Consider the following 21,231-nt stretch of genomic DNA (forward strand, 5'->3'; position numbering starts at 1 on the left):
GACTAAGTTTAAATATAATAGGCGTTTTAGTTTAATATAGTAGTTATATAGAAACATTATACGGAGGATGATATTATGTTTGAAAACTCATCTGAAGAATTAGCTTACCATAAGTTATTGATCTTATATGTTTTAGAAAAAGCTAATATGGATTTAACAAATTCTCAAATAACACAAGTTATTCTTGAGACTGAAGTAATGAATTATTTCTCATTACAGCAATTTCTTTCACAACTTATGGATGCTAAATTCTTAAAAATATATGAAGATTCAAATAGAGAGTATTACACTTTAACACAAAAAGGTATTGAGACTCTAAACTACTTCTTATCTAGAATTCCTTCTCAAATTACAGAGAAGCTAGATGAGTATATAAAATTAAATAAAGAAAACTTATTAGCAGATACTCAAGTAAAGTCAAGCTTTGTAAAGCAAAGCGATAATGAATATATAGTAAATCTACGAGTTATTGAAAATCAATCAAATTTAATAGATTTAAATTTAAACGTATCTTCCGAAAAACAAGCAAAATTAATATGCGACAATTGGAAAAAGAATGCATCGTATATGTATGCTGAAATAATAGAACTACTTATTACAAACAAAAAATAGCCTACACAAAAACTATAGTGGTAGGCTCTTTTCCTACCTTAATTTCATCTATAATCTCATTTTTATCCGTCCCGTAAATTTTAACGCTATTATTAAAAGTATCAGTTAAAAACAAAAATTCACTATCATTTGATAGTTCTAACCCTTGAGGATTTCCATTTACCTTTATACATCCAATTTCTTTATGTGTTTTATAATCTAATATTTTTATAGCTTTATATCCCAAATCTGCTATATATATATATTCTTTTTTATAGTTTACACATATTTCAACTGGAATTAAAAAGTTACCTATTGTATCTATTATATTTAAATTTTTTTTATCTAAAATAATTATCTTACCATCTAGTGTAGATGTGTATATAATATCCTTGTATTTATCTATTTTTATATGCCAGGCTTTATAATCTAAATCAACTTTTCTCTCAACTACTTTCTTTTCGATATCTATGCATAAAATAGAATCTATACAAGGCACATACAGTTTATTATTTACTTTATCATATGCAAATCCATGAGGCATGTTATCAACGCTAATAACACCTATTGGTTCCAGATTATCTTTATTCAATACATAAATACTATTAGAATCTTCATTAGCTATAAAAAGTTCATTTTTACAAAGTGAAACTTGACTTAAATTTCCACCTATAGATACAGAATCTATTATTTTCTCTTTTCCAATATCTAAAACATAAAGAACTCCATCAAACGAACTTGGTATATACATTATGTTTTTATCTTTTTCTATGCAAAAATGATGAGGATATATGTCTGGCCCTAAATTTATTTCTTTTTCCAATTTAAGAGTTTGATAGTCTATTATACTTAAACTTTGTGATAAGTAATTAGATGTATATAGTTTCAAAACAAAACCTCCTCGCAATAAAATGTACTATCATAGTATATTGTTTAAAATGCTCGTCTTATTACTTTTTTTATTAACTAGGAAATTATGATTATTAAAAAGTTGTTGATATTCATCTATATTATTTGATATTATTTACTTATCATGTTTTTGGAGGTATTTACAATGAAAGTATCATTTAAACCATCAGGGGTTTGTTGTAAGGAAATGGTGTTTGATATCGATGAAAATAATATAGTTACAAGTGTAGACTTCGTTGGAGGATGTCCTGGTAACTTATTAGGTCTTAAACATCTTGTAGAGGGAACTCGTGCTGATGAAGTTGCAGACAAATTAGCTGGTATAACTTGTGGAGGAAAATCTACTTCTTGCCCTGATCAATTATCAAAAGCTTTACGTGATCAATTATCAAAATAAATAAAAAAGAGTTTGTAATTTAAGTATTTTAACTCAAATTACAAACTCTTTTTTTATTTATTTACTATTATGGACCTTACATTTCCTATCATATATAAAGACCCTGCACTTATTATTACGTCATCTTTATTTGATATTTTTAATGCATAGTCAACGGCTTCTTTTATATTTGGTTTGCAAGTTACTTCTATATTATATCTTCCTATTTTTTCTTTAAGTTTATTAGCATCTATAGCTCTTGGATTATCAGGAGTAGTAGTTATAACATTATTGAATTTCGGTATTAATAAATCTAGTACAGATTCTATATCCTTGTCTTCAAGCATTCCTATAACTAGAATTTTATTTTTATTTTCAAAATATTTATCAATAGAATTTGCAAGTGATTTAGCACCTTCTTCATTATGTGCTCCATCTATTATAAACATTGGATTTTCACTTATTTTTTCTATTCTTCCTGGCCACTTAGTTTCTAATAGACCTTTTCTAATATTTTCTTCAGATATATTTGTAATTTTAATATCATTTAAATACTCAATAACATTTAAAGCTACAATAGAATTTTTTATCTGATGATCTCCTATTAATTTAATTTCTAAATCTATTAATTCTTTTCCATTTATATTACAATTATATATTTGTGAATTAATATTTGATGATTTTATTTCTATATTTTTAAAATCACATTCTATATATTTAGATTTCTTTTCATCACATATATTTTTTATAACTTCACTTGCTTCTTCTTGCTGTGGATACACTATAGTAGGGCAATCTTCTTTTATAATTCCGCCTTTTTCAAAAGCTATTTTTCCTAATGTATCTCCAAGTATACTTGTATGATCTAAACTTATTGAAGTTATCGCACTTACTACAGGTTTATCGATAACATTAGTTGCATCGTATCTACCTCCAAGACCAACTTCTAGAGCAACAAAGTCAACTTTTTCTTGGTTGTAATAATAAAATGCCATAGCTGTAACTATTTCAAATTCAGTAGGATAAGAATATCCTTCACTAACCATTATTTCTATTTTTTCTTTTATTAAAGATACTATTTCCCCAACTTCTTCTTCACGTATATTTTCTCCATTTACTCTTATTCTTTCTGTAAATGTCTCTAAAAATGGAGAAGTATATAATCCTACTTTATATCCACTTTCTTTTAAAATAGATGATATGAAAGAACATGTCGATCCTTTACCATTAGTACCTGCAACGTGTATTATTTTTAAATTATTTTGCGGGTTCCCTAATAGTTCTAATAATTTTTTTATATTATCTAATCCTAGTCTCATACCAAACTTATGACTTTCGTGTATAAACTGTAAAGCCTCATTATAATTCATATTGTTCCTCCATTGTATACTTAAGTGTAAATTATTTCTAATGTTATTTAATTTCGGCAAAATACTCAATTAATCCTCTTGTTAATAACTTAAAAATTCTATGTAAATTTCCAGTCTGAAAATTTTCAAAAATAAAATTGCCAACTTATATTTTAACTTATATTTAGGTAAGTTAAAATATAAGTTTTAGCTACATTTCAAAGCGTCTTTACCGCTTTGTGGAGCAAAACTTTCATTTTCATTCCTACCATAAAGAGACCCTGTTTAAGTTTTAGCGACATTTCAAAGCATCTTTTCAGCTTTGTGGAGCAAAACTTAAACAGGGTCTCTACTATTTTTACTACTTCATTTTAGCTTCTATATTTTCTATTCTTTCAATAACTGATTTCATCATTTCTTCAAATTTTTCTTTTTTAGCTTTCTCTTCATTAACTAAGCTTTCTGGAGCTTTAGCCAAGAATCCTTGATTAGAAAGTTTTCCGTTTACTCTCTTTATTTCACCTTCTAATTTAGCTTTTTCCTTGTTTAATCTATCTAGTTCTTTAGTGAAGTCAACTAATTCATCAAGAGGTATAAATATTTTCACACCATCTATAACAACACTTACAGCGTCTTCTGGTATATTAGTTTCATTTTCAACTATTTCAACTGTAGATGCAGATGCTAATGTTACAAAGTAATCAAGTCCAGCTTCCATAGCTTCTTTCTTATCAGCTGTTGGAACTATTATTACTTTAGCTTTCTTTGATGGTGGTACGTTCATTTCAGCTCTTACATTTCTTATGTTTCTTATACCATCCATTGTTAAGTTCATCATTTCTTCTTCTTTAGCCATATTGTCAGCTTCATCGTAATGAGGGAACTGAGCTACAACTATACTTCCTTCTACAGTTGGAAGGTGAGTATATATTTCTTCAGTTATAAATGGCATGTATGGGTGAAGAAGTTTTAATATTTTTTCTAATACATATGTTAATGTATATAATGCTGTTTGCTTAGCTTCTTTATCATCTGAGTATAATCTCGGCTTAACTATTTCTATATACCAGTCACAGTACTCTGACCAAGCAAAGTCATATATCTTTTGAGCTGCTATTCCTAAGTCAAACTTATCCATGTTATCAGTAACTTCTTTAACAACATTATTAGCTCTTGATATTATCCATTTATCAGCTAAAGTCATATTTTTTTCTACTGATTCTCTAGTAACACCATTCATTATTTCTTCATCTATGTTCATAAATACGAATCTAGATGCATTCCATAACTTATTAGCAAAGTTTCTAGATGCTTCAACTCTTTCCATATAGAATCTCATATCATTTCCTGGAGAGTTTCCTGTAGCTAACATGAATCTTAAAGCATCAGCTCCGTACATGTCTATTACTTCTAATGGATCTATTCCATTTCCTAGAGATTTACTCATTTTTCTACCTTCTGAGTCTCTTACAAGTCCATGTATTAATACATGTTCAAATGGAGTTTCTCCCATACAGAACATTCCTGCAAATGCCATTCTTACAACCCAGAAGAATATTATATCGTATCCAGTTACAAGTACACTTGTTGGATAGTAGTAGTTTAACTCTTCTGTTTTGTTAGGCCATCCTAATGTTGAGAAAGGCCATAATGCAGATGAGAACCATGTATCTAATACATCTTCATCTTGCTTGAAGTGAGTATGTCCACATTTACATTGTTTTGGCATTTCTTTAGCAACTACTACCTCACCACATTCTTGACAGTAGTATGCTGGTATTTGGTGTCCCCACCATAGCTGTCTTGATATACACCAGTCTCTTATATTTTCTAACCATTGTAAGTAAGTTTTATCAAATTTGTCTGGAACAAATTCTAAATCTTTTTTCTTTAATATATCTATAGCAGGTTTTGCTAATTCATCCATTTTAACGAACCATTGATCTGATAATCTTGGCTCAACTACAGTTTTACATCTGTAACAAGATCCTACATTGTGATTATGATCTTTTATAGCTATTAAGTATCCAGCTTCTTCTAAGTCAGCTATAAGTTGCTTTCTGCACTCATATCTGTCCATACCTTCGTACTTACCAGCTAATTTATTCATAGTTCCATCTTCGTTCATTACATTTATTTTTTCAAGATTATGTCTTTGCCCTACTTCAAAGTCATTAGGGTCATGCGCTGGAGTCATTTTAACTGCACCTGTACCAAAATCTAAATCAACGTAATCATCTGCAACTATAATAAGTTCTCTTCCTACTAGTGGAAGTATAGCATGCTTTCCTACTAAATGAGCGTATCTTTCATCTTCTGGGTTTACAGCTATACCACTATCTCCAAGCATTGTTTCTGGTCTAGTTGTAGCTATTTCTAAAAATTCATCACTACCTGCTATTGGGTATTTTATATGATAGAACTTTCCATCATGTTCTTCATGCTCAACTTCTGCATCAGATAATGTAGTTTTACAATCTGGACACCAGTTGATTATTCTGTTTCCTTTGTAAATTTGACCTTTTTCATATAACTTCACAAAGAATTCTGTAACTGCTTCATTACAACCTTGGTCCATTGTAAATCTTTCTCTTTCCCAATCACATGAATCTCCTAATTGTTTCATTTGGTCTACTATTTTTCTACCAAATTCATTTCTCCAGTCCATAGCTCTTTTTAAGAACTCTTCTCTTCCTATTTCGTACTTAGTCTTTCCTTCTTGTTCTTTTATTCTTTCAACAACTTTAACTTCTGTTGCTATAGATGCATGGTCTGTTCCTGGTTGCCATAAAGCTTCATAACCGTCCATTCTCTTCCATCTTATAAGTATATCTTGTAATGTATGGTCAAGAGCATGCCCCATGTGTAATTGCCCCGTTATATTTGGTGGGGGAAGCATTATAGTAAATGGCTTTTTATTTGGGTTTGGCTTAGATTTAAATAAACCTTCTTCTACCCACTTTGAATATAATCTTGATTCAAAGTCTTTTGGATTATACGTTTTTGGTAAGTTTGTATTTTCCATGTAAATTCCTCCTATTTTTTATTTTTATACATAAAAAAGAGCCCTTCATCCTATTTAAGGACGAAAAGCTCGCGTTACCACCTTAATTTTATATAAAGTTTTTAATCAAACTCTACATAACACTTAATAAATTTAACGATTCTCACCGTCTAAGCTTACTGTTATTTTCAGCTTAGAAACTCCAAAGCTACCTTCTGCAATTCATTTCTTAGAAAGTCTTTCAGCCGGTGAACTTTCCTCTCTGTAAGTTGAGTTTGCATACTCCTCTTTTTCTCAGTTTTTAAATATTCTGTTTATCTTTTAATTATATATAATCATCATTATTATTGTCAATATTTATAAATATTATATTCAGTTACGTAAATTTTGTTCCCAAAAGTTTTTTGGCATATCACTTTCTTCTATTGGCATTATTGTATATCCTTTTTCTTTTAATTGATTTATTATTCCTTGAAGAGCCTTAACACTTTGTTCCTTTTCATGCATTAAAAGTACAACTTCACTATGTTGACTTAAATATTTATTTACATTATTTACTATAGCTTGCGGAGTTGCCTTCCAATCTTCTGTGTCCAAGTTCCAATCCCAAATTTTAAACCCATCATCAACTAATGCATTGTATGATTCTTCTGGTGCATAAGGTTTACTCCCATAAGGCAGTCTTATTAAGTTTGAGTTTACTTTAGCAACTTTATTTAATGTGTCTTGGCACTTATTAAATTCATTAACAGTATTTTCAGGAGTTTTATATAGTACAGATATGTCGTGACTTACACTGTGAAATCCCATAGAGTGGCCCTCTTGAGCGATTCTTTTTAATTGCTCTGGATGTTGTTTCATATTACCTTCTATCATAAAGAACGTAGCTTTAACATTGTTGCTATCTAGTATAGATAATATTCCATCAGTATATTTAGATGGTCCATCATCAATTGTTATATAAGCAACCTTCTCAGGTTTTGGCTTCGGTCCTCTATTATTTACACTACTTGCTTTCATCATGAGGTCAGTTAATGTCATCGTATCACTTTCTAGCAATTTTATATCTATATTATTTTGTTCATTTGATGTAGCAATTATTTTATCAAACGTGACAAATAATAAAAACAAAAGTAATACAACTGCAGATACACTTAAAAAAATAGGTTTTATTTTTCTTTTCATCCCCACTTCCCCTTTGTTTTTTATATTTTAATAAATACTATTAGTTATTATTGACAATTATTTCAATCAATATAGCTAAATTTTATAATTAAACACTGTACTTTAATAGATATGTTTGTACTCAATAAAATATTAGCACAAAAAAAATAAAACTACATTCATGTAGTTTTATCCTATTTCAATCATATCGCCTCTTAATGCATATATAATCTTTTCACATATATTGGTAATATGGTCTCCAATTCTTTCTAAGTATCTAGCAACAAATAGCATCGTTACTCCTTGATCTATATTTACTTCTTTTTCATGCATAACTTTAAGAGTGTGTTCATATATAACATCATATAACTTATCTACTAAGTCATCTTTTAAAGCTGTATTGTATGCAAGCTCTTCATCTCTTTGCTCTAAAGCTCTCTTTGCATCTTTTATCATATCAATACATATGTCTTTCATTTTAGGTATATCTATTAATTCTTTTATATATTCTTCTTTTCCTATTTTTATGACTTCAACTGATATATTTACAGAATAATCTCCTATACGCTCTAACTCTAAACATATACTTTCTAATGCATATATAAATCTTAAATCTTTTGCCATAGGTTGTTTTAATGCCATAAGCTCAATACTTCTATCCCTTATATAATCTCTTAAAGTATCTATTTCATCATCTTTTTCTGAAATTCCTTTTGCTTTTTTAACATCTTTTGTTATCATGCTGTTTACTGAATCTTCTAGGATTTCTTGACTTTTATCAAACATTTTTAGCGTGTAATTTATAAGGGTATTTATATTTAACTCTAAGTTATTGTTGACCATTTTAAGACTCCTTTTTATTGATTATTTTATATTTATTTTATCCAAATCTTCCTGTTATATAGTCTTCTGTACGTTTATCTCTTGGACTAGTAAATATAGTTTTTGTTTCGTCAAACTCTACAACTTCTCCTGATAGGAAAAATGCAGTTTCATCCGATACACGGGCTGCTTGTTGCATATTATGAGTTACTATCACTATAGTATATTTATCTTTTAACTCGTCTATTAATTCTTCCACTTTAGATGTTGATATGGGATCTAGAGCTGAAGTTGGCTCATCCATTAATATTACTTCTGGCTTCATAGCTATTGTTCTAGCTATACAGATACGTTGTTGCTGCCCTCCTGATAATCCTAAAGCTGATTTATTTAATCTATCCTTAACTTCATCCCAAATAGCAGCTCCTCTTAAACTTTCCTCAACAATCTTGTCTAATGTAGCTTTATCTTTTATTCCATGTATTCTAGGCCCATAAGCAACATTATCATATATACTCATTGGAAATGGATTAGGCTTTTGAAATACCATCCCTACTTTCGTACGTAGCTTTATAACATCGTCAGATTTATATATATCTTCTCCGTCTACAGATATTTCTCCTTTTATTTTAACATTTTCAATTAAGTCATTCATTCTATTTAAAGTTCTTAAAAAAGTTGATTTCCCGCATCCTGAAGGCCCTATCAATGCAGTTACTTTATTTTCTTTTATCTGCATGTCTATTCCTTTTAAAGCTTTGTTATCTCCATAAAAAAGTTCTAAGTTTTTTACATTTATTTTTATATTTTCCATCTTAATAGCTCTCCTTACTAAACTTTTTAACTATAAATTTAGCTAAAGTATTTAAACATAATACAATAATTATTAAAACTAAACCTACGCTAGCTGCTTGTTGTATATTCCCAGTTTCTTTGGCAACTAAATAAGATTGAACTGTAAGTGTTCTAGCACTGTCAAATATACTAGTTGGCATTTGTGCTACTGTCCCAGCTGTTAATAATATAGCCGCTGACTCCCCAACTACACGCCCTATCGATAGTATTATTCCTGATAAAATTCCTGGTAATGCACTTGGTACTATTACTTTGTATAGTGTTTGAAATTTTGTAGCTCCCATAGCTAAAGATGCTTCTCTATATCCTTGCGGAACTGTCTTTAATGCTTCTTCTGTTGTACGTATTATTACAGGTAAAATTATTATAGATACTGTTAATGAACCTGCAATAATTGAATATCCCATTTTAAGTGTTATAACAAAGAATATACCTCCAAATAGTCCATAAACTATAGATGGTATACCTGCTAAACTCTCTGTTGCAAATCTTACAATATTAACTATTGTTCCTTTTTTAGCATATTCTTGCAGATATACCGCTGCTAAAACACCTATTGGTGTAGCAACTATTATGGCCAAAAATACTGTATATAAAGTTGTGACGATCATTGGCAGTATTCCACCATCACCACTTGCTGAATAATCACTAGTTAAAAAGTTTAGGTTTATTCCCCCAATACCTTTTATAAATATAAACCCAACTATTACCAACAGCATTCCTATTGTAAATATAGCTGATAACCAAACTGCTGCTTTTAAAAATTTTTCTCTTAATTTTCTCATATTAATTGCCTGCCTTATTAGAAAGTTTACTTAATACTAAGTTTAGTACTAATATAAATATAAATAGTACAACTCCTGTCGCAAATAACATCTCTTGATGTGTCCCAAATGCATATCCCATTTCTAATGCAATATTAGTTGTCAATGGCCTAACACTGTCCATAAGTGAGTTAGGTAAAACCGGTGAGTTACCTGCAACTAGTATTACTGCCATAGTTTCACCTAAAGCTCTTCCAGTCCCTAATACTACAGCCGCTAAAATGCCTGATTTTGCAGCTGGTAAAACTACTTTAAATATTGTTTCAATTTTTGATGCTCCTAAAGCTAAAGAACCTTCTCTGTAAGCATTTGGTACAGCTTTTATAGCAGTTTTCGAAACAGCTATTATTGTAGGTAACATCATTATAGAAAGAACTATTATTACAGCAAATAAACTTTGTCCCTTTGGTAAATTAAATACATCTTGAATAGTCGGAACAATAACTGCTAATCCAAACAATCCATAAAGTACAGATGGTATTCCTGCTAATAAGTCAACTCCAGAACTTATTATGTTTGCTATTTTTTTAGGAGCTACTTCTGCGATAAATACTGCCGTAAGAATTCCAATCGGAGCTCCTATTAAAAGCGCACCTATTGTTGATAAAATTGATGCTACTATCATAGGTAAAATTCCATATTGATCTGCGCTTGGAACCCATGAAGTACCTGTTAAAAAGTCTATAAATGAGTATCCCTTTGATATAAATGGTGTAAGTCCTTTATAAAAAACAAAACCTATGATAAGTAATAAGCTAATTACTGCAATTAAAGCACTTATCATAAATACATTTTTTGCTATTTTTTCTATTGTATACTTTGTGTTGTTGTTTTTAGTTTTAATCAGTTGCTCATTAGCTAACATAAATACCTCCATTTTTTATAACTATTATGATTTCTAATTTATAATTTTAGTTTGTCAACTTTACTATGCTTTGTTCTTTTTAAGTTTTTCTCTACAATTCAATAATAAAGTTTAAATGTTAAGTTTAAATTAGAGTTTTGTTAACTGAAAGTAAAGTATGTTAACTCGTCGTAAAAATGACACTTTCAAAACTAAATTAAGTATTTTTACAAAAAAAAGAGAATGTTTATTAACATTCTCTCTCTAATTCATTTACTAAATTTTTAAATACATTTAAAGCATTCTCTATAGATTCTTTTTTCTCCATGTCTACTCCCGCAGATCTAAGTTGGTTAAGTGGATATTCTGATCCTCCACTTTTTAAGAATTCTATATACTTTTTAACAGCTACATCGCCTTCTTTTAAGATTTTTTCACTTAAAGCACTAGCTGCTGAAAATCCTGTTGCATATTTGTATACATAAAAATTCGAATAAAAATGAGGTATTCTAGCCCACTCTAATCCTATCGGTTCATCTACTATACAAGATTTTCCATAATATTTTTTATTTAAATCATAATATATTTCTGTAAATTCTTTAGCAGTTAAAGGTTCTTTATTTTCTACTTTTTCATGAGTTATCTTTTCAAATTCAGCAAACATAGTTTGTCTATATACCGTAGTTCTGAATTGTTCTAAATAATAATTTAAAAGATAAATTCTTTCCTCTTTTGATTTTGAATTTTCTAATAAATAATTTACAAGTAATAATTCATTTAAAGTTGATGCAACTTCTGCTACAAATATTTTATATGATGAATATAAATATTCTTGATTACTTCTTGAGTAATAACTATGCATAGAATGTCCAAGTTCATGAATCAATGTAAACAATGAGTTTAAATCATCTTTATAGCTCATTAATATGTATGGAGATGAATCATAGCTTCCCCACGAATAAGCTCCACCTTGTTTACCTTCATTTTCATAAACGTCTATCCATCTTTCATCAAAAGCTTTTTTAACAACACTTAAATACTCTTCACCTAGTGGTTTTAATGCTTTTAATATTATTTCTTGTGCTTCTTCATAAGTTACCTTCATATCAAAGTTTGATGTTATAGGCACATATAAATCATACATATGCATGTCGTCTATACCTAAATATTTTTTTCTTAAATCTACATATTTATTTAATGTATCTAAACTCTCATCAACTGCATCAATTAAGTTATTGTATACATCTACACTTATATCATCTTGGAATAATGAACCTTCTATCGCAGATTTAAAGTTTCTCATTTTTGCATAGAAAATTTCACTTTTTATTCCACCATATAAAGTTGATGCAAATGTATTTTTATATTCATCGTAAGTTGAATATACTGCATCAAATGCATCCTTTCTAACTCTTTTATCTTTACTCTTTAAAAATGCAGAGTAATTTCCATGAGTAATTTGTACAGTTTCTCCCTTTTCATCTTTTATTTCAGGGAATTTTAAATCTGCAAAAGAAAACATTTCATATACATTTTCAGCTATTCCACTTAGATCTGAAGCTGCTGCTAGTATTTCTTCTTCTTTTTCTGTAAGTGTATGAGGTTTATCTCTTAATATCTCATCTACATGTTTTTTGTAAAAACTTAATTTTTCATCACTTAAATATTCTTGTAATTTTGATTCATCCATTGCTATTATCTCCGGAACCATATATGATGTTGCCATTGATAATTCGGTAGATAACATCTCAGTTTTAGTAGCTTTAGCCTGATTTTCATTTTTTCTAGTGTCTTCATGTTGTTTCATATGAGTATATACATATAAATTTTGAAGTATTCTGGATGCTTTTTCTGAGTCAGTTAATACTTTATAAAGGTTTTCTTTACTGTCAGCAAGTTTTCCTTTATAATTTTTAAGCTCCCCTATAATTTCATCTACTTTTTTTATATCTTGGTCTATAGCTTCTTGACTTTTATACATAGTGTCTATATCCCATTTAAACTTTTCTTCTATAGAAGCTCTATCTAATCCCATAATTTCACTCCTTTGTTTATAATATTTTACAGAACAGCTATTAATATCGCTCCTTCTGATGTGTAAGTTCCCATAACAGGACCTATACTTGATATTATTATGTCCTTATGTTCATAATTTTCTTCTATATGTTTAGCTATTTTTTCAGCTTTTTCTTTACAGTTTGAATGTCCTATAACTAAAGTTTTGTTTTTTATATCATGAACATTATTTTTTACCTTCTCAAATAGCTTTTTCATGCTATTACCTTCGCCTCTTGCTTTATCTATAGGTTTAACTAATCCTTCTGATATTTCTATTATAACTTTAAAGTTAAGTGCATTTATTAATTTTCCAGCAATAGGATTTACTCTTCCACCTTTTATAGCGTTTTCAAGCGTATCTAACGCACCATAAAAAGCTATATCTCCTTTTATATCCTCTAAGTATTCAACTACTTCTTTTAAACATTTTCCCTCTTCTATTAATTTGTTAGCTTTATAAACCATTAATCCAACTCCTATAGATCCACTTAATGAATCTACAACAGCTATCCTTTTTTCACTATCAGGATTATGTTCTAAGTATATATTTTTAGCTAATACAGCACTACTATAAGTACTAGATAATTTAGAAGTAAGTGTAATAATTAATATTTCCTCTTCTTCACAGTCAAACATTTCTATGAATCTCTCAGGAGATGGACTTGATGTCTTAGGTAATTCTTTACACCCCTTCATTTTCTCATAAAACGTTTCTTCAGTAATTTCTTCTCCGCCTATATAGTTTTCCTCTCCAAATGCTATATTGATTCCTACAACTTTTACTCCCATTTCATCTAGTAGTTCTTTAGGGAAATCAGTTGACCCTTCAATTATTACTCTTATGTTTGTCTTCAATTCATACACCTCGATTTTAATTATAGCTATATCTTATTTTATATATTTTAATGTAAATAATCTACACTTATTATATTTTTTAAGTCATTTAATTCTAATATTATCTTTTCTACCATAATTCGTCTATCATAAACAATGAAAAAGTTTATTATATAATCATTTTCTCCACTAATTACATCAATATTACTAACATTTATTTGAGACTTTTCAAGTTTATTATATATTGTGGAAATAATATTTACATTATCTACCTTTATAGTTAATATGTTTTGTTTTTTTCTAAAAACTACCTTATCTATATTTTTTAATATATATAGTGTAACCATTACAAATAGCCATGCTGATATTCCTAATATATATTGCCCATACCCTATAGCAATTCCTATACATGCTGTTGCCCATATTCCTGCTGCCGTAGTAAGACCTCTTATTCCGCTTGAATTTTTAAGTATAGCTCCCGTTCCTAAAAAACCTATACCTGATAATACTTGAGCTGTTAATCTTGATGGATCTAAATTTGTTTTTGAACTATATTCCATAAATAATATTACAGATGTTATAGATGTTATACATGATCCTATTGAAACCAAAATATGAGTTCTAAACCCTGCAAATTGATATGACTTTTCTCTCTCAAGTCCAGTTAGTCCTCCTATAATAAGCGCTATTAATAATCTAGTTAAAATTTCAGTAGGTGATATTTTCCTCCCCCTCCTTTATAGTTAGGTATTTTTATATTTATATTTGTAGAGGTTAGTCCATTATTACGACTATATTTTAACCTAAAATAAAAAGGACTATTTAAATAGTCCTTAATCTTAATCACACATATTTTGCTTTACTATATTTATATGAGTAGGGTAAGCTATATTTATTCCATTATTTCTAAATGTTATGAGTATCTGCAACTTTGTGTCTTTAAGTACTGTAAAGTACTTATGAGATTGAACAATTCCAGTTATAGTGTACTTAGCTCCTACAGACTTTTCCTCAATATCTGTAACTCCATATACACTAAATGACCCAGCATTTTCCTTACCCTTTTTTGTATGTAAAAATTCTTTATGTCTTTCATTTAATATATCACATACCTCTTCTAAAGACTTAATAACTTCCAAAGGATCTTCTTGATATGGAACTCTAACACTTACAACTACTCGCATATTTTTTCTGCTATAATTTCTAATACTAATAATATTTCCATTTGGGATGGTTACTCTTCTTAAATCCCAATCTCTTAAGCTAGTGCTCCTAAGCCCTATTTCTTCTATAGTTCCTCTGAATTTTTCATTTATATAAACAAAGTCACCAACTTGTATTTGCTTCTCAAATATTATAAAAAAACCATTAAATATATCTTTAAGTATACTTTGAGATGCAACCCCAGCTATCAATCCCACTATACTCGCTCCTGTAACCAAAGTACCAAATTTAGTTACATCAACTATATTAAATTCTTTTAACAATAATATTATTGTCAAAATAAATATAATATAATATGACATTGAGCATAAAAGACTGTTTAAAGTATTTTCATACCTTACGTCAAATCTAGTAAATTCAAATAGTTTTTTTAAAAAGTATTGTATTAATTTTAATAAAACGTAAGCACAAACAATTATAATAACTGAGTTTATTAATTTTGCCAAAATCATGATTAATACCTTTCTTTTAACAATTTCTATATCTCAATTATTAATTATTAACTCTATATTTAAATCATATACCTAATCAAACCAGTTTATATATCAATTTTTCCACGCGCAAAAAAGCCTTCTCTTTATTTAGAAGACTCTTTGCTAAGCTGTATATACTTATTTATCGCTTGATCAATTTTATTACTCGTACTAACCAACTCGTCTTTAAATATATCCGGGTATTCTATATAAGTGTTTATTTCTTCCCTTAAAGCTTCTATTTCTTTCTTTAGTAAAACCAGTTCATTTTTAGTCATATTATCACCATAGTTACAAATTTGTATATATTCATTTATATTTTAACAAGGTTTTCCCTAGTGTGTCAATAAACGTTTTTATCAATATTAGATAACTTTCCTACTGTAAATTTCGAAGCAATTCCAACAAACAAGCCAGTTATTACAGATGCAAATAACATATATGGTAAATATCCAAATATCATACCATTTTTTATTATCATTCCAGCCACCGCTAACTGCCCTATATTATGACCAATAGCTCCTATAACACTTACCCCTATTAATGAAAATTTATTAATTTTTAAAGCTAGGTACATAAATATCAAACTTAGATATGACCCTGCTATACTAAACAGTAAGTACGATATAGGTCCTGCAAATATAGATGACATAATCACCCTTACAGATAAAATTATAAATGTATCTTTTATCCCAAATAAAACTAAAGAAGTTAATGTAACTATGTTTGCGATCCCTAACTTAGCGCCTGGAAATATAGCAATTAGCGGATTCGGCATGTAGCTTTCTATTATATACAATATTAAGCTGTATCCAACCATCAATGACATATGAGCCAATTTTTTAGTCTTCATATATTTTGCTCCCCCCTTAGTTGAAATTTTCTATTACCTATATATTACCATAGTCTTAAAGTAAGTTTTTTAATTATTTTTTTAATCTTTTCACTATTTATTGACTTTTTGAATATTAAATGGTATATTTATATTATAATTAATTGAGAATGAAACTCATTAGGAGGTGCTAATGATGACTGTTTACGATTTAAAAGTCGGCGAAAAAGGTATCATTAATAATATATATGGAAACGAAAAATTAGCTAAAAGATTATTAGCTCTTGGATGTATAAATGAAACTGAAATAGAAGTAAGAAAAATCGCTCCATTAGGAGATCCTATATTAGTTCGTTTTAGAGGGTTTGATTTAGCGATAAGAAAGAGTGACGCAAAAAACATTAGCTTAAAATAGGAGGTATCATCGTGATTAATGTTGCATTATTCGGTAATCCTAACGTTGGTAAAACTACAGTGTTTAATATTCTTACTGGATCTAAACAATATGTAGGTAACTGGCCTGGAGTTACTATAGAAAAAAAAGAAGGATTTATAAATGAAGATATTAAGGTTGTAGATCTTCCTGGTATATACGCTATGGATACATTCTCTAACGAAGAAAAAGTATCTAAAAGATTTTTAGAAAGTGGAGATGTAGACTTAATATTAAATATAGTAGATGCATCTAGCTTAGATAGAAACTTATATTTAACTACTCAGCTTATGCAATACAATAAGCCAATTATATTATTACTTAATATGATAGATGTTGCAGAAGCTAAGGGTGTACACATAGACCCAGCAAAGCTTGAAAAAGAATTAGGGGTTAAAGTAATACCTATAGTTGCTAAGAAAAAAGAAGGTCTTGAAAATATATCTAATGAAATAAAATCATGTTTAAATACAACTTTTAATTATAGAAAAGATTTTGGAAACGAAATAAATACCTATAAGGAAATCGAAAAAATATTAAGTAAATCTATGAAGTCTAATTCTAAAAAGAAGGAAAGTATTAGTAGTAAATTAGATAATATAATATTAAATCCTATATTAGCTTATCCTATATTTGTTTTAGCACTATTAACACTTTTTAAATTTACATTTGAATGGGTCGGTGGTCCTCTTCAAACATTAACAGAAACTTTAATAGATACTTATATAGCTACACCTGTAGATGCTCTATTAGCAAATTCTAGTCCTTGGTTCCATTCACTAATAGTAGATGGATTAATAGGTGGATTAGGTGGAGCTCTACCATTCTTCCCATTAATATTTGTATTATTCTTAGGAATGTCATTCTTTGAGGATAGCGGATATATGGCTAGAACAGCATTCTTAATGGATAACATAATGAAAAAAGTTGGTTTATCTGGTAAAGCATTTATACCTATGATAATGGGATTCGGTTGTGCTTCTCCAGCAATAATGGCTACTAGAACTTTAGAAAGTGAAAAAGATAGAAAAGTTACAGCACTTATTGCTCCGCTTATGACTTGTGGTGCTAAAGTACCTGTTTACGCATTATTTGTTTCTGTATTTTTCCCTAAAAATGCAGCTGTTGTAACTACATCTTTATATCTATTAGGTATCGTAATTGCAATAATAATAGCTTTAATATTAAATAAAACAGTATATAAGGCCGATATAGAACCTTTTGTTCTAGAGTTGCCAGAATACAAACTTCCAACTCTAAATGCTTTATTTAAAAATACATGGAATAAAGCTAAAGGTTTCTTAATAAAAGTTTGTACAATAATGTTTGCTATGTCTGTTGTTATATGGGCTTTATCATCGTTTAACTTCAGCGGATTTACTAGTGATATAAATAGTAGTTTCTTAGCTTTACTAGGAGGTTTAATAGCTCCTATATTTGCTCCTTTAGGGTTCGGAGATTGGAGAGCAGGAGTTTCTATATTGACAGGTATAAGTGCAAAAGAAGTTGTTATAAGTACAATGGAAATTGTGTATGGAGATTTAAAGACAGTTTTACCAACAGTGTTTACAAGTGTTTCAGCATATGGATTCTTAGTATTCTCTGCTTTATATACTCCATGTATAGCAGCTTTATCTACAATGAGAAAAGAATATGGGAATAAGATGATGATTATATCGGCAACTTATCAATTCGCTGTAGCTTGGATTGCAGCGTTCATAGTTAAAGTTATAGGTTCTTTATTAGTTGAAGGAGCTTCAATATCTTCTATAATAGAGTTCTCAGTTGGAGGTATAATATTATTAGCAGCAGTATTTATCCTTTATAAAAATATGAAAGCAAAAAGTAATGGATGTTCTGGTTGCTCTGGTTGCGGAGGTAGCAATTCTTGCCCTAGCAGCAAAAATAAAATGACAAGTTAATAAATTTAATATATAAATAAAAAACGATGGGATTTGATCCCATCTTTTTTATTTATATATTAGAACTTAACATCTATAGTTATGTTTTTTCCACCTCTATTTACTTCTACCTTAGCTTTATCTCCAACTGAGAATTTATATAATGCTTTATTTAAATCACTCATTGATGTTATTTTTGTATCTCCAACCTTTGTTATTACATCTCCTGCTTGTATTCCTGATTTTTGTGCTGGAGTATTAGCTACTACTTCTGCTATATAAACCCCTTCATCAGCAGCTAAGTCAGTTCCTGTTGTTGTTTCGAATGTTTTTACATCTATACCTTTTATACCTAATGTTACTTTTTCAAATTTCCCATCCTTGATTATTTGCTCTACTATAGGTTTTGCTGTATTTATAGGTATTGCAAATCCTAATCCTTCTGCTCCAGATGCTTTAGCTGTGTTTATACCTATAACTTCTCCTTTATCATTTAATAAAGGTCCTCCGCTGTTCCCTGGGTTTATACTTGCATCCGTTTGTATAAGCCCTGTCATATTAGATTGCTCTGTTTGTATACTTCTATCTAATCCACTTATTATTCCTTGTGTAACACTTTTTTGGAATTCTAATCCTAGTGGATTTCCTATTGCTACTGCTAAATCTCCAGTTCTTACAGAATCACTATTTCCTAAGTCTGCTACAGGAAGTCCTGTCTTATCAACTTTTACAATAGCTAAATCTATAGTTGGGTCATTCCATAAAACTTTTCCCTTTGAAGTTGATCCATCATTAAATAAAACATTTACATCAGATGCTTTTCCATCAGATACAACATGTGAATTTGTTAATATGTATCCTTTAGAATCTACAATAAATCCTGTTCCAACACCTTGTGATTGCTGTGGTATTGCAAATATATTATTAGTATCTATTGTAGTAGTTGTTATACCTACTACAGAAGGCATTGCCTTATCAGTTACCGCATGATATATATTTTCACTTTTAGTTCCTTCATTTACAACGATATTTTGTTTATTTCCATCAGATTTAGATGATAGCTTATCCCCAAGTATAAAAGCTGTTATAAAACTTCCAACCATAGCACTTATTATACTAACTATTATAATAAGAGTTATACTAGTCTTCTTTCCACTACTCATATATTTATCCCTCCTATTTAATTTTTATATTATTTTACTTTTGTATTATTATTATTTTTTTAATGCTTTTATATTCTTAAATATAAAAACACTATACATTTAATTTCTGTATAGTGTTTATTATATAACTGTATCCTTAATTAAACCTTAATTGTTTAATCTTTTTTCTAATTCAGCTCTTTCTTTTTCAAAACCAGGCTTTCCTAATAAAGCAAACATATTTTTCTTGTATGCTTCTACTCCTGGTTGATTAAATGGATTTACCCCTAATAAATATCCACTTATTGCACATGCTTTTTCAAAGAAGTAAACTAAGTATCCAAAGTTATACTCATCTAATTGAGGTATATTTACTATTAAGTTTGGAACATTTCCATCTGTATGTGCTAATAAAGTTCCTTGGAAAGCTTTTTTATTTACAAAATCAACAGTCTTGTTAGATAAGTAATTTAGGCCATCTAAATCTATTTTTTCTTCATTTATAGTTATTTCTCTTCTAGTTTTTTCAACATTTAAAACTGTTTCAAATATTATTCTTTTACCCTCTTGTATATATTGTCCCATAGAGTGTAAATCTGTTGAGAAATCTACTGAAGCTGGATATATACCTTTATTATCTTTTCCTTCACTTTCTCCGTAAAGTTGTTTCCACCACTCTCCAACATAATGTAAGCTTGGCTCATAATTTACCATTAACTCTACATCTTTACCTTTTCTATGAAGAATATTTCTAGCTACAGCATATTGATAACTGTAGTTTGATTCTAAATCAGGATTAGAAAAATCATCCATTGCATCTTTTGCACCTTGCATCATAGCATCTATATTTATATCACAAACTGCTATTGGTAATAATCCAACAGGAGTTAATACAGAGAATCTTCCACCAACATCATCAGGTATTACAAAACACTCATATCCTTCTTCATTTGCTAGGGATTTTAATGCACCTTTCTTAGAATCAGTTGTAGCATATATTCTTTTACTAGCTTCTTCTTTTCCATACTTTTTCTCTAAGAAATCTTTGAATACTCTAAATGCGATAGCTGGTTCTGTTGTAGTCCCAGATTTAGATATAATATTTATAGATACATCTTTATCTTTGATTATATCCAGTAAATCTAACATGTATGTAGAACTTATATTTTGACCTACAAAATAAACTTCTGGAGATTTTCTTTCTTCTTTAGTTAAGTTATTTCTAAATGAGTGTCCTAATGTTTCTATTGCAGCTCTTGCTCCTAAGTAAGATCCACCTATTCCTATAACTAAAAGTACATCTGAATCTTCCTTTATTTTTTGTGCAGCTTTTTTTATTCTATCAAACTCTTCTTTGTCATAATCACTAGGTAAGTTTACCCAACCTAAGAAATCGTTCCCCTCACCAGTTTTATTATGTATCATTTCATGAGCAACTTTTACATACTCACTCATACAATCGATTTCTTTTTGGTTAAAAAAACCTATTGAATTACTATAATCAAAACTTAATTTTTTCATAGCCCATTACCTTCCTTATCTCGTTAAAAATTTATTATATAGAAAATTATATCAAACAATATGTATTTTTCCAAA

The 21,231-nt window shown here is 29.1% G+C and carries 20 protein-coding genes and 1 other annotated feature; of the genes, 4 read left to right on the forward strand and 16 right to left on the reverse strand.

The genetic code is table 11. The features are described 5' to 3' along the window. Window positions 1-75 precede the first annotated feature (75 nt). On the forward strand, window positions 76-612 hold the full coding sequence (locus tag VN21_RS12450) for a DUF4364 family protein (RefSeq protein WP_046823525.1): 537 nt from the start codon (window positions 76-78) through the stop codon (window positions 610-612). A gap of 1 nt (window position 613) precedes the next feature. On the opposite strand, the gene VN21_RS12455 is transcribed toward VN21_RS12450, so the two are convergent. Further along, window positions 614-1,480: a YncE family protein gene (locus VN21_RS12455; protein WP_046823526.1), complete on the reverse strand. Its 867-nt coding sequence runs from the start codon at window positions 1,478-1,480 to the stop codon at window positions 614-616. Between the two features lie 165 nt (window positions 1,481-1,645). Between VN21_RS12455 and VN21_RS12460 the strand changes: the two genes are divergently transcribed. Continuing rightward, window positions 1,646-1,897 (forward strand): TIGR03905 family TSCPD domain-containing protein, encoded by a 252-nt coding sequence (locus VN21_RS12460; RefSeq protein ID WP_046823527.1) that lies wholly within the window; start codon window positions 1,646-1,648, stop codon window positions 1,895-1,897. A gap of 53 nt (window positions 1,898-1,950) precedes the next feature. On the opposite strand, the gene VN21_RS12465 is transcribed toward VN21_RS12460, so the two are convergent. The 13 genes from VN21_RS12465 to VN21_RS12520 all read right to left on the reverse strand — a co-directional run bounded on the left by VN21_RS12465 (window position 1,951) and on the right by VN21_RS12520 (window position 16,180). Then, window positions 1,951-3,246, reverse strand: coding sequence for a bifunctional folylpolyglutamate synthase/dihydrofolate synthase (locus tag VN21_RS12465; protein WP_046823528.1), 1,296 nt, complete (start codon window positions 3,244-3,246; stop codon window positions 1,951-1,953). A gap of 340 nt (window positions 3,247-3,586) precedes the next feature. Then, window positions 3,587-6,250, reverse strand: a complete 2,664-nt coding sequence (locus VN21_RS12470; protein WP_046823529.1) for a valine--tRNA ligase — start codon at window positions 6,248-6,250, stop codon at window positions 3,587-3,589. Window positions 6,251-6,303: 53 nt separating this feature from the next. Continuing rightward, window positions 6,304-6,534 (reverse strand) — a binding site (T-box leader). Window positions 6,535-6,601: 67 nt separating this feature from the next. Beyond that, window positions 6,602-7,414, reverse strand: a complete 813-nt coding sequence (locus tag VN21_RS12475) for a polysaccharide deacetylase family protein (RefSeq protein ID WP_046823530.1) — start codon at window positions 7,412-7,414, stop codon at window positions 6,602-6,604. A gap of 168 nt (window positions 7,415-7,582) precedes the next feature. Then, window positions 7,583-8,236: a phosphate signaling complex protein PhoU gene (gene phoU / locus VN21_RS12480; RefSeq protein WP_046823531.1), complete on the reverse strand. Its 654-nt coding sequence runs from the start codon at window positions 8,234-8,236 to the stop codon at window positions 7,583-7,585. 37 nt (window positions 8,237-8,273) lie between these two features. Then, window positions 8,274-9,029 (reverse strand): phosphate ABC transporter ATP-binding protein PstB, encoded by a 756-nt coding sequence (gene pstB, locus VN21_RS12485; protein WP_046823532.1) that lies wholly within the window; start codon window positions 9,027-9,029, stop codon window positions 8,274-8,276. 1 nt (window position 9,030) lies between these two features. Continuing rightward, window positions 9,031-9,855, reverse strand: coding sequence for a phosphate ABC transporter permease PstA (pstA, locus tag VN21_RS12490; RefSeq protein ID WP_046823533.1), 825 nt, complete (start codon window positions 9,853-9,855; stop codon window positions 9,031-9,033). A gap of 1 nt (window position 9,856) precedes the next feature. Beyond that, window positions 9,857-10,759 (reverse strand): phosphate ABC transporter permease subunit PstC, encoded by a 903-nt coding sequence (gene pstC, locus VN21_RS12495; protein WP_046823534.1) that lies wholly within the window; start codon window positions 10,757-10,759, stop codon window positions 9,857-9,859. 229 nt (window positions 10,760-10,988) lie between these two features. Then, window positions 10,989-12,773, reverse strand: a complete 1,785-nt coding sequence (gene pepF, locus VN21_RS12500; protein WP_046823535.1) for an oligoendopeptidase F — start codon at window positions 12,771-12,773, stop codon at window positions 10,989-10,991. Window positions 12,774-12,799: 26 nt separating this feature from the next. Continuing rightward, entirely contained in the window at window positions 12,800-13,651 is an 852-nt protein-coding gene (locus tag VN21_RS12505; protein WP_226896705.1) for a DegV family protein, read from the reverse strand. A 47-nt stretch (window positions 13,652-13,698) separates the two neighbouring features. Further along, window positions 13,699-14,352: an MgtC/SapB family protein gene (locus VN21_RS12510; protein WP_052952059.1), complete on the reverse strand. Its 654-nt coding sequence runs from the start codon at window positions 14,350-14,352 to the stop codon at window positions 13,699-13,701. Between the two features lie 117 nt (window positions 14,353-14,469). Next, window positions 14,470-15,300, reverse strand: a complete 831-nt coding sequence (locus VN21_RS12515; RefSeq protein WP_161794396.1) for a mechanosensitive ion channel family protein — start codon at window positions 15,298-15,300, stop codon at window positions 14,470-14,472. 131 nt (window positions 15,301-15,431) lie between these two features. Beyond that, window positions 15,432-15,605: an aspartyl-phosphate phosphatase Spo0E family protein gene (locus VN21_RS18275; RefSeq protein ID WP_084822123.1), complete on the reverse strand. Its 174-nt coding sequence runs from the start codon at window positions 15,603-15,605 to the stop codon at window positions 15,432-15,434. Window positions 15,606-15,670: 65 nt separating this feature from the next. Further along, window positions 15,671-16,180, reverse strand: coding sequence for a Gx transporter family protein (locus tag VN21_RS12520; protein WP_046823538.1), 510 nt, complete (start codon window positions 16,178-16,180; stop codon window positions 15,671-15,673). A 175-nt stretch (window positions 16,181-16,355) separates the two neighbouring features. Between VN21_RS12520 and VN21_RS12525 the strand changes: the two genes are divergently transcribed. Next, window positions 16,356-16,574, forward strand: a complete 219-nt coding sequence (locus tag VN21_RS12525) for a FeoA family protein (protein WP_025162334.1) — start codon at window positions 16,356-16,358, stop codon at window positions 16,572-16,574. Window positions 16,575-16,585: 11 nt separating this feature from the next. Next, on the forward strand, window positions 16,586-18,514 hold the full coding sequence (gene feoB, locus VN21_RS12530) for a ferrous iron transport protein B (RefSeq protein WP_046823539.1): 1,929 nt from the start codon (window positions 16,586-16,588) through the stop codon (window positions 18,512-18,514). A 59-nt stretch (window positions 18,515-18,573) separates the two neighbouring features. On the opposite strand, the gene htrA is transcribed toward feoB, so the two are convergent. Together htrA and VN21_RS12540 are read right to left on the reverse strand one after the other, a co-directional pair. Then, window positions 18,574-19,656, reverse strand: coding sequence for a serine protease HtrA (gene htrA, locus VN21_RS12535; RefSeq protein ID WP_046823540.1), 1,083 nt, complete (start codon window positions 19,654-19,656; stop codon window positions 18,574-18,576). 147 nt (window positions 19,657-19,803) lie between these two features. Beyond that, a complete protein-coding gene (locus VN21_RS12540; RefSeq protein WP_046823541.1) occupies window positions 19,804-21,156 on the reverse strand; it encodes a glucose-6-phosphate isomerase in 1,353 nt (450 codons plus the stop codon). Window positions 21,157-21,231: the final 75 nt, after the last annotated feature.

Source organism: Paraclostridium benzoelyticum, assembly GCF_001006285.1.
Taxonomy (GTDB): domain Bacteria; phylum Bacillota; class Clostridia; order Peptostreptococcales; family Peptostreptococcaceae; genus Paraclostridium; species Paraclostridium benzoelyticum.

Bases quoted from the DNA above. Each gene is read 5' to 3' on its own strand.
- VN21_RS12465 (WP_046823528.1), bottom strand. From the start codon at position 3,246: ATGAATTATAATGAGGCTTTACAGTTTATACACGAAAGTCATAAGTTT.
- VN21_RS18275 (WP_084822123.1), bottom strand. From the start codon at position 15,605: ATGACTAAAAATGAACTGGTTTTACTAAAGAAAGAAATAGAAGCTTTA.
- pstC (WP_046823534.1), bottom strand. From the start codon at position 10,759: ATGTTAGCTAATGAGCAACTGATTAAAACTAAAAACAACAACACAAAG.
- pstB (WP_046823532.1), bottom strand. From the start codon at position 9,029: ATGGAAAATATAAAAATAAATGTAAAAAACTTAGAACTTTTTTATGGA.
- VN21_RS12460 (WP_046823527.1), top strand. From the start codon at position 1,646: ATGAAAGTATCATTTAAACCATCAGGGGTTTGTTGTAAGGAAATGGTG.
- pstA (WP_046823533.1), bottom strand. From the start codon at position 9,855: ATGAGAAAATTAAGAGAAAAATTTTTAAAAGCAGCAGTTTGGTTATCA.
- VN21_RS12540 (WP_046823541.1), bottom strand. From the start codon at position 21,156: ATGAAAAAATTAAGTTTTGATTATAGTAATTCAATAGGTTTTTTTAAC.
- VN21_RS12475 (WP_046823530.1), bottom strand. From the start codon at position 7,414: ATGAAAAGAAAAATAAAACCTATTTTTTTAAGTGTATCTGCAGTTGTA.
- VN21_RS12450 (WP_046823525.1), top strand. From the start codon at position 76: ATGTTTGAAAACTCATCTGAAGAATTAGCTTACCATAAGTTATTGATC.
- VN21_RS12520 (WP_046823538.1), bottom strand. From the start codon at position 16,180: ATGAAGACTAAAAAATTGGCTCATATGTCATTGATGGTTGGATACAGC.
- VN21_RS12525 (WP_025162334.1), top strand. From the start codon at position 16,356: ATGACTGTTTACGATTTAAAAGTCGGCGAAAAAGGTATCATTAATAAT.
- htrA (WP_046823540.1), bottom strand. From the start codon at position 19,656: ATGAGTAGTGGAAAGAAGACTAGTATAACTCTTATTATAATAGTTAGT.
- pepF (WP_046823535.1), bottom strand. From the start codon at position 12,773: ATGGGATTAGATAGAGCTTCTATAGAAGAAAAGTTTAAATGGGATATA.
- phoU (WP_046823531.1), bottom strand. From the start codon at position 8,236: ATGGTCAACAATAACTTAGAGTTAAATATAAATACCCTTATAAATTAC.
- VN21_RS12470 (WP_046823529.1), bottom strand. From the start codon at position 6,250: ATGGAAAATACAAACTTACCAAAAACGTATAATCCAAAAGACTTTGAA.